At 73.6% G+C, this 8,941-nt stretch carries 6 protein-coding genes; all 6 read right to left on the reverse strand.

What is annotated here, in order from left to right:
• Positions 1–6 precede the first annotated feature (6 nt).
• The 6 genes from ORI60_RS24725 to ORI60_RS24750 are packed head-to-tail and all read right to left on the reverse strand — an operon-like array spanning position 7 to position 8,835.
• Positions 7–1,725, reverse strand: a complete 1,719-nt coding sequence (locus ORI60_RS24725; protein WP_266040282.1) for a TOMM precursor leader peptide-binding protein — start codon at positions 1,723–1,725, stop codon at positions 7–9.
• Positions 1,725–3,347: a YcaO-like family protein gene (locus tag ORI60_RS24730; RefSeq protein ID WP_266040201.1), complete on the reverse strand. Its 1,623-nt coding sequence runs from the start codon at positions 3,345–3,347 to the stop codon at positions 1,725–1,727. The genes ORI60_RS24725 and ORI60_RS24730 overlap by 1 nt, the downstream gene beginning before the upstream one ends.
• Positions 3,335–4,687: a SagB family peptide dehydrogenase gene (locus tag ORI60_RS24735; RefSeq protein WP_266040203.1), complete on the reverse strand. Its 1,353-nt coding sequence runs from the start codon at positions 4,685–4,687 to the stop codon at positions 3,335–3,337. The genes ORI60_RS24730 and ORI60_RS24735 overlap by 13 nt, the downstream gene beginning before the upstream one ends.
• Positions 4,687–5,655 (reverse strand): thiopeptide maturation pyridine synthase, encoded by a 969-nt coding sequence (locus ORI60_RS24740; RefSeq protein ID WP_266040205.1) that lies wholly within the window; start codon positions 5,653–5,655, stop codon positions 4,687–4,689. Before ORI60_RS24740 ends, ORI60_RS24735 begins: the two co-directional genes overlap by 1 nt.
• Positions 5,655–6,491, reverse strand: coding sequence for a lantibiotic dehydratase C-terminal domain-containing protein (locus ORI60_RS24745; protein ID WP_266040206.1), 837 nt, complete (start codon positions 6,489–6,491; stop codon positions 5,655–5,657). The genes ORI60_RS24740 and ORI60_RS24745 overlap by 1 nt, the downstream gene beginning before the upstream one ends.
• Entirely contained in the window at positions 6,484–8,835 is a 2,352-nt protein-coding gene (locus tag ORI60_RS24750) for a lantibiotic dehydratase (protein WP_266040207.1), read from the reverse strand. Before ORI60_RS24750 ends, ORI60_RS24745 begins: the two co-directional genes overlap by 8 nt.
• Positions 8,836–8,941: the final 106 nt, after the last annotated feature.

The raw sequence follows: 8,941 nt of genomic DNA on the forward strand, positions 1-8,941 counted from the left end.
CAGCGGTCACGGGAACGGGTGCGGGTCGGTGGTGCGCACGACGGGCAGCCGCGGCAGGTGGCCCAGCCGCCGGTACCGGTGGCCGAACGTCATCGGCAACGCGCCCGGCACCAGCACCTTCACGCAGCTGAACCCGCCGGCCACGTGCTCGGGCGTGGTCTGGTCGACGACGACGACGTCCATCCCGGCGGCGATCACCGCTTCGGTCATGGCGAAGAGGTCCGCGGTCAGGTCGGTACCGGTGAACCGGTCCTCGCCGAAGCCGGTGGTCTCCGCCTGCCCGGTCAGGAAGGCCAGCCGCTCCGCCGCTTCCGGTGCGGCGTAGAGGATCGAGTGGTCGTGCATGGTCTCGACCTGCTCGGGGTCGCGCACCATCGCCAGCGCCCGGTCGCGCTCGTCCGGGTAGCGCCGGACCACGTCGACGACCAGCGGTCCGAGCTCGCTCAACGCGTTCATCGTCGCTTTCTCCAGAGTCAGCGCGGATCCGGCGGCGTGGGCGGTGGCCGGTGTGAGCTCCCGCCCGTGCTCGTCCACCGCCATCACCCACACGCTCGGGATCCCGTGCTCGGCCGTGGTGTCGAAGCACCGCACGCTGTGGCCGGTCTCCGCGGTGATCGCGGCGACCTGCATCCGCAGGCCGGGATCACGCGCCAGCGCCGGATCGAGCAGCGGAACCGGGCGCTGGGCGTGCCAGGTCAGCAGGAACGCGTCCCGTTCCACCACCTCCAGCAATCCGTGCAGGACCGCTTCCTCCAGGCACGACCCGAGCGCGCACCCGTTCGACACCTCGAAGACGAACGGCTCCTCGCCGCCGGGCATGTGCCGGGCGTAGTAGTAGACCTGGTTCTCCGGCACCAGAACGGGCTGCGCCTTGGCGAACGAGTAGCCCCACACCCACCGGCACACCGCGTCCTCGGTGAAACGCCGCAACCCGAAGTCCGGCCGGGCGTAGTTCTCCTCGGGATGGGTGCCGAACGTGTCCGGGTGCACGGCGTGCCCCTCGACGTCCCGATAGGCGGCCGTGACCACGGTCTGCCGGCCGCCGGGGCTCACGCCGCCGTACCGCTCCAGCGCCTCCAGCACCGCCGTGCGCTTGCTGGCCGTGTAGCTGCGGGTACGTCCGACACCGGGTTCGAGTCCGCTGCCCGCGCGGATCGGCAGCATCGCGCTCGCCACCGTCAACCCGCCCTGCACACCGGACTTCAGCGGCCGGATCATCCCGGTGCGGCCGTCCACGTAGGTCTCCAGCAACGCGTCCAGCTCGATTTCCCGCGTGCGCGGGCTCGTCCCCAGCTTGCGCCGCGGCACGAACGTCAGCTCGACCGGGCCGTCCGGCGGGAGGCCTCCGCACACGGGGCACAACGGCTCGGGCAGGAACCGGTGCCGGGTGACCGCCAGCGTCCGCAGGTCCACCTCCAGGACCGCGCCCGCCGTGCGCGGCTCGGAGTCCGTGGCCAGTGCCGCGGTCTCGCCCGCCACCAGCGCCTCGACCAGGTCACCGGCAGCCGGTGTCAGCCACTGGTCGGCCGTCTCGACCCGGACGGCCTCGGCCTTGCGGGCATCGGGCCGCACCCGCCGTTCCCTGATGCGCACGCACTCGCGGCACCCCGGCACGCCGGGGCGTTCCAGCGGGCCGAGCACGACCCGGCCCAACCGGGTGCGCACCGGCAGCACCGGCCCGGACCCGAGCGCGATCGTGACTTCTCCGTTGTCCGGCAGGCGCATCACGGAACCACCACCTCGACGACGAACGGCATGACCTCGGACACGGCCTGGTCGTGGTCCAGCGCGACGACGTGCGCACCGAGCCGCCGGAGCACCTCGTCCGCGGTCACCGCGGGCGGTTCCGGCGCGAGGCGCTCACCGGGCAGCGCGACCGGCGCGCACCCGGCGGGCGCGTACACCGGCTGGTCGTTGATCTCGGCCTGCCTGATCAGCAACAGGTCGCGCAGGCACGCGACCACGGCTGCGGCGCGGGTCAGCCCGGCGCCCGATGCGGTCGCCCCACCCGACAGCGCGCCGACCACGACCGGGACGCCGAGCGAGCCGGTCACGTCGTGCACGACCAGTTCCTCGCCGAGCGCGCCGATCATCGCGAGGAAGTACTCGATGCCGGGCACGCGATCGAGCTCGACCCGGCCCGCCGGTGCGGTGAGCCGCTCCGCGAGCGTGCGTGCGGCGGCGTGGGCGAGCGCCCCGGTGGTGACCGCCTCCTCCCACGAGTAACCGGCGGCGGCACCCGGCTCGCCGCTGGCCGCTCGCGCGAACGCGGCCAGCGCGCAGCGGTAACGGGCTTGTTCGAACGTGAGCCCGGCACCGGTGACGACCTGGGGACCTGTCCTGGTCGCGACCGTGGTGGTGGTGACGTGCAACGGCAGCTGCGCCAGGTCACCCTCGTCGATCTCCGCGAACAGACCGGTGGTCGAGTCCATCACCGTCTTCGCCCGCCGGGAGAACTCCTCCTCGGTCAACGCGGGCGCCGTGCGGGGGTCGAGGGCAGCGGCACCGGCGCGCTCCGGATACCCGATCACCGGGTGCGTGGAGCTCGCGAGCGTCTGCGGGTCCAGCACGACCAGCCGCGGCCCGGTGTCCTCGCGCAGACCCGACAGCAACCGGAACAGGTCGTGCGCCAGCTGGTTCGCCACGACCCTGACCGCCACCGGGCTCAGCGGGCCGTCCGCCGGCGCGGCGGGCACGAGCGCGCGGTGCCGGCGCCAGGCGGCCGACCAGCCACCCCGCCGGGACGCCGGTTGCCACCAGATGCCGTTCGCCGCGGGCATCACCTGCGCCAGCACGATTCCCGAGTCCGCGCAGCGGCGTTCCAGCTCCGCCGCGCGCTCGGGCTCGGCCCGCTCCGCAGCGTGGATCACCACCGCCGGTGCGGCGTGGTCACCCACGGCGCGCAGGCCGGCCGCCGCGCACGCCCGGCGCAGCTCGGCGACCAGCGGCCCGGAACCGGTGATCGTCGTCGGGATGTCCCGGACGTCCTCGAACACCTTGCCGGGTGAGTCCCGGAAGTAGCCGATGAACGACAGGAGAGCACTGTGCTCTTCTCGTTCGCCGTCGGTCAGCGAGTCCGGTTCGACGGGGCCGACGTCGCGCACCAGGCCGCGCGCCCGCAACGTGCCGACGAGCCGGGTGACGAACTCGGCCCGCTCGGCGGGCAGGTTCGCGGTGAGCTGGTCCATCGTGCGGCTGCCGTCGAGCAGCGGCGCCAGCCGGTCGAGCCACTGGTGCACCGAGGCACCGGCGATGAACGTCTCACCCTGATGACTGACGAAGAAGACACCACCGTCGACCGGTGCGTAGTGGGCGTCCGGCCGCAGCAGCACGTTCAGAGCTCCCATGCCGCGACCTCCTGCCTGCGGCTGCCGAGCATGAACTCGCCGACCGCGCACTCGGCCAGGCGATCCCGGCCGGTGGCCGCGGTGAACGCGAGGCTGTCGCCGCTGCCCAGCGCGCACGGCGCCAGGTTCATCGCCGTCGCGACCGCGTACATGGTCTGCTGCAGCACGCCGACGTGCTTGAGCATCAACGCGTAGCCCATCGCCTCGTACTTCCACATGATCCGGCCGACCCGCGCGCTGATCACCAGCACCACCTGCGGAGTCGACTTCGCCACGGACGACTCGGTCGCCACCTTCAGGATCCGGCGCACCGCCTGGTGCTCGCCCGGAACGACGAGCCGCAGCCGGTGGTCGTGCGCGTCGTAGTGGTACATGCCCGCGTCCAGCCCGGACGCCAGCCGCACCACCGGGTAGATCTCCAGCTCGTACGCCGATCCGCCGGCCGGGTAGGGCTTGTTGGTGTACTCGAAGCCGTCGAGCGTGCGCTCCAGGCGAACCCGTCCGCACCGGTGCAGGAACTCGCCGAGCCGCTCCAGTGTGATCGGGTTGTCGTCGTCGTGGTCGCGGACGCTCTCCCGGTCCTCCAGCACCGCGGTGAGCGGTGGATCCTCCCGGCGCAGCGCGGCGATGTCGGCCTTGGGCAACGTGATCGGCTCACCGGCGTACGGCTCGGGGCGGGCGGGCGGCGGTGCGTGGTGGCCGCGCGCCCAGAACGTGCCGCCGAAGTGCGCTCCGAACCAGCCGCGGTGGCCGAGCCTGCTCCGTTCGTGGAACCACAGCTCGTGCGCGCCCCACTGCCGTTCGGTGAAGGACGTGTCCTCTTCGGCCACCAGCATCCCGGCCGCGATCAGGTCGGCCCGCACCGCGGCGGCGGCCTCGGCGGGCAGACCGGCGTCACCGGACGGATCGGCGAGCAGTGCCGCGACCGCCGGGTCGTGCACCCGGATGTCGCACCACGAGCCGGGCTTCTCGACCACCAGCCCGTCGTCGGTGTTGCGCAGCACGGCAAACCGCGACAGCCGCAGCCCGCCCACCGGCGGTTCGACCACCGCAGGTGGCGCGATCGGCACCACGGTGTGCAGAGGGCGTCCCGCGCAGAAGACCACTTTGGACAACCAGCCGCCGGCTCGCATCCCGTCCACCGCGGGCGACTCCGGCAGTGCGACGGGCTCGCCGGACAACTCCTCCAGCAACGCCGTCAGCTCCGGTGACGTCCGGCCGAGCAGTGCCGCGTTGGGCCACGCGGCGAGCATCAGGTCACCGTTGGCCGCTGTCGCGCGGTACACGCCCGGTCGCAGCGACCACCGTTGCACCACGACCGGTTCGACCTGTACTGACATCACACGCCTCCTGCGGCGACCTCGATGGCGGACACCCCGTACTCCTGCTCGACCGCCGACGCGGCGAAGTGGCACAGCAACGACCGCTGCACCGCGGTCACGCCCAGTCGCGACAGCTGCAGGTAGGTCAGGTTCAGCAGCAACCGGTACCGGCGGAACCCGGCCGACCGCAGCACGTTCTCGTGCCAGCCGGCGTTGCCGGAGAGCACCCGGTGGAACTCGCTGTCCGGCACGGCGACCGCGCCCTCGTCGAAGGTCAGCTCACCGGAGGCGATCAGCTCGTCACCGCGCCGCCCGAACGGTTCCAGCAGCTCCGTCCACGCCCGCCCGCGTGCGGACACGGCCGCGACCTGACCGCGCACCGCCCTGGCCCTGGCCGCGAGCTGTGCGTCCCACCGCTCCCGCACTCCTGGTCCGGCGCCGGCGAGGAACGCTTCGGCGTGCGAGCGGAACGACACGAACCCGCCGGTGATCCCGCCCTCGGCGAAGGTGTGCGCGGTCGCGACCATCAACTCGAACGCCAGGCTCAGCCGGTCGGCGGCCTCGAGCTGGCCGAACGCGGCGGCGCTCGCACCGACGTGGAAGTCGTGCAACAGCTCCTCGGCCGCGGCGCTGCCCAGTACGTGCACACGCGACCGGGGCACGGCTTCGTGCACGGTGTTGTTCTCGTAGAACGGGTACAGCGGCTCGTCGATCTGCTCGGCCACGGCCAGGTGCTCGTGCTGCGGCCGCAACCGGTCCGGGTCGATCGTGGTGCGTGACGGGTGCTCCCGCAGGTACGGCACCACCAGCGCGGCGACCTCGTCGAACGACGGCGCCGCGGTGGCGAACCACAGTTCGAGGTGTGGCCCGCGGGTCCAGTGCCGCTGGAACCAGCCGCGCCCGCGTTCGAACAACGGCCGGGTGGCCAGCACCAGGTGATCCGGAGCGGGGTCGTGGTACGCGACGTCGATGCGGCGCCAGGTCATCATCGCCTCCCCGCCGGAAGGGTCTCGCGCAGCGCCTGCGACGCGAGCAGCCGCAGCCGGACCTCCTCCGCCATCGGCACGCCGAGCCGGTTCGCCGTGAGATGCGCGCAGTTGTCCAGCACCCGCAACCGGTCCGCGGCGGGCAGCCGCGCGGACAGCTCGCCGAACGTCGCGGCCCACGCGGCCAGACTCGAGCCGGGGTCACCCGGCCGGGGCGGCAGCGAGCGCACCGACCCCGCCAGCGCGGCGAGCCTGTCCCGCATCGGCGCGAACTCGGCCTCCACCAGGGAGTCCGGCAGGTCTTGACCGCCGCGCCAGCCCCGGCAGAGCTCCTCGACGGCGTCCGGTGAGCCGTCGGCGGCGTCCCAGGCCAGCAGGAGCACCCCGAGGACGGCGACCGCGCGCTGGTTGCCCGACGGCCGTCGGTGCAGCACGTCCAGCGCCAACCGGCTCGACTCGGTGAAGTGCCGTTCCACCGCCGCCAGGTTGCCGCCGTACTTGCCCAGTTCGGGCTGGTACGGCACGAACTCGATGGAGTTGTTGGGCCGCAGGGGCAAGTGCCCGGTCATCCCCTCACGTGCCGCCAGCACGGGGGCGAGCCGCGCGTACTCCTGCGGTGAGGTCGTCTCCGGCGCCGGGCTCGCGGCGAGGTAGCCGTGCAGGCGCTCGGCGACGATCGAGCGGTCGGCGTGGCGCAGCCGCACCCGCACGTGGCTGCCGCCGTCCCAGTAGCGCAGGAAGAAACCGTTGTCCCGCACCAGCGGCGCCACCGCGTCCCGCAGCAGCACGTCGAGATCACCGCGGTAGTGCACGTGCACGGACAGCCACTCAGCCACCGTTGCCTCCAACCTCGACGTGGTACTCCGTGACGTGCCGCTGCCCCGGCAGGCCGGCCAGCGGGTCGGGTAGCGCCTCGTCGAACACGAGCACCGAGTTCGACCGCACCTCGCGGTCGAACAACGCCACCAGGTGCCACGCGGCGAAGTCGACGTAGTTCGGTTTGCGGGACTTGCCCAGCTCGGCACCGGGCCGCCAGCCGCGCACGAAGCAGCGGTGCGGGATGCCCAGCGACCGCCGCCATTCGGCCAGCGCGAGCAGGTGCTCGGCGTCCGTGCCGCCGTGGCGGGGGATCTGTGCCGCCGGCACGGTCCACCGGGCTCGCTGCACCACGACCGAACCGACCGTGACGCGCGGAAACCGTTGCGGCGCCGTGGTTCCGGCGAGTTCGTGCACCGAGATCAGCGGTGGTGCGCTCGGGTGGAACAGGTAGGTGGGCGCGAACGCGCGCTCGAGGAACCCGGCCACGGGGGGCAGCGCCAGCTCGCCCATCATGCCCAGGTGCACCGGCTGGACCGGCCCGAACCGCTCGCTGTGCAACGAGACCAGGTCCGTCGCGGGATCGTGCACGACCTCCAGCTCGCCGAGTCCGATGAGCTCACCCGGCTCCCGGCTGGACGCGGCGCCGGGCAGGTCGATCTCGTAGCGGGCGCCGGGCGTGCGGACGTTGAGCGCAAAACCGAACCGGCCGCCCAGCTCCGCCAGCGGCAACTCGAGCCGCTCGGCCGGTTCCACGGAGATGCCCGCCCGGCCGAGCAGGTGGCGCAGACGTCCGCCGGCCCGTCCGTGGCCCGCGTGCAGTCCGTTCAGCACCACCAGGTCCGGTACGACCTCACCGCGGCAGACCTGCAGGTAGCAGCCTGCTTCGGCGGGCGAGGTCAGCCAGTCCGGCCAGTCCGCGATGTCGGCGAGCACGTCGGCCCGCGTCAGCCGCTCCCGTGCGGCCAGCGCACGCGCGCGTCCCCGCAACCTGTCCAGGTGCCGCAACCGCGTGCCGGTGCTCAGGTCGGCGAACCACGGCATCGCGGTCCGGCCGAACAGGTGCGGCAGCGCGGCGGTGGCGTCCCGGCACACCACCAGGAACGGCGTGCGGGAGCCCTCGCCGTAGCGGTCGCGGCAGAACTCGCCGACGCTGACGCGGACCGGGACCTTCCAGTCGAAGACCGAGAACCAGCGGCGCACCGCGTCCAGGTCGGCGATCGCCTCGGCGGGCAGTGCGGGTGGCGGCGGCCGATGCGCGCTGACCTCGGCCTCGTGCGCGGTCTCGGCCGCGACGCCCAGATGGGCCGCGACGGCCTCGGACGCGGCGGCGAGCCGGGACCGGTGGTAGCCGTCCGGCCGCAGCGCGGACGACAGCTCGCGCAGCAGCGGCTCGTCGAGCAGCTCGGCCCAGCTCCCGAACGGGTCCGGGTCGTCGTCGGACACCGGTGAGCACGGCACCAGCAACCCGGTCCGCACGAGCCGGTCGCAGAACCGCGCCGCCTCCTCCGGTTCGGCCCCCGCCTCGGCCAGCGCGGAGACGAGCTCGGCCCGGGTGGGCCGGTGCTCCGCCTTGCCCAGAACGAGGTCGACCGCGGGAACCCGCTTCGCCGTGACGATCCGCTCGTGCGCCCCGGCGAACAGGTACCCGTCACCGGTGGCGGTCAGGCTCGGGTTCACCCGCAACGGCGCCGGGTAGCGCGCGAGCAGCGCATCGAGGTAGGCGCCGGGCAGCTCGGGCACGGTGATCGGCCCCGGTGCGCCGGAACCACCACCCGCCAGCGAGCTGACCAGGAACGCCCCGAACGGGCTGGTCTTCGCCGACGCCCGCGCCAGGTACTTCACCAGTCGCAGCACCTTGCCCTGCCGGGGCGGGCGGCCGGGATCGGCCAGCCAGCGGTCCAGCGTGTCCGTCAGCTCGTGCCCGGACAGCAGCAACCCGCGCCGGAACACCGGATCAGCGCAGGCCGCCCGAATGCGGTCGAGGACGTCGACCCGTTCCTTCGCGAGCACGTCGGTGAGTTCGGCACGCCTGCCGTCGCACTCACGGCGGTCCCGCGTCCAGGCGACGACCCGGTCGGCCAGCGCCTCGGGCAGGACGGGCAGGCACAACGAGATCAGGTGTGCGGAGGGGGGCCGGTGGCCGGGCGCGAGGCAGCGGCGCAGGCCCACCAGCGCGGCCCGCGCGCCGGGAGCCGCACCGATCAGCTCGAACAGCTCGGCCGCGAGTCCGGCCGCTTCGGCGGCGAGCCGCGTGCGTTCCGCGGTGATGTGGGCGACGAGGGCGGCGGTGTGCGGCAGGCGCAGGTCCGCGAGGACGGTCACGGGCAACCCGGCCGTCCGCACCACGATCTCCGCACCCATGCTCACCTCCGGGCTCACGTCGGGCGGAGCGGGGGGGGGGGGGGGGGGGGGGGGCGGGCCGGCGGGGGGGGCGGGGGGGGGGGCGCCCGCGGGGGCCACCGCCCGC

The sequence above is a fragment of the Lentzea sp. NEAU-D7 genome, from assembly GCF_026242055.1.
Lineage (GTDB): Bacteria > Actinomycetota > Actinomycetes > Mycobacteriales > Pseudonocardiaceae > Lentzea.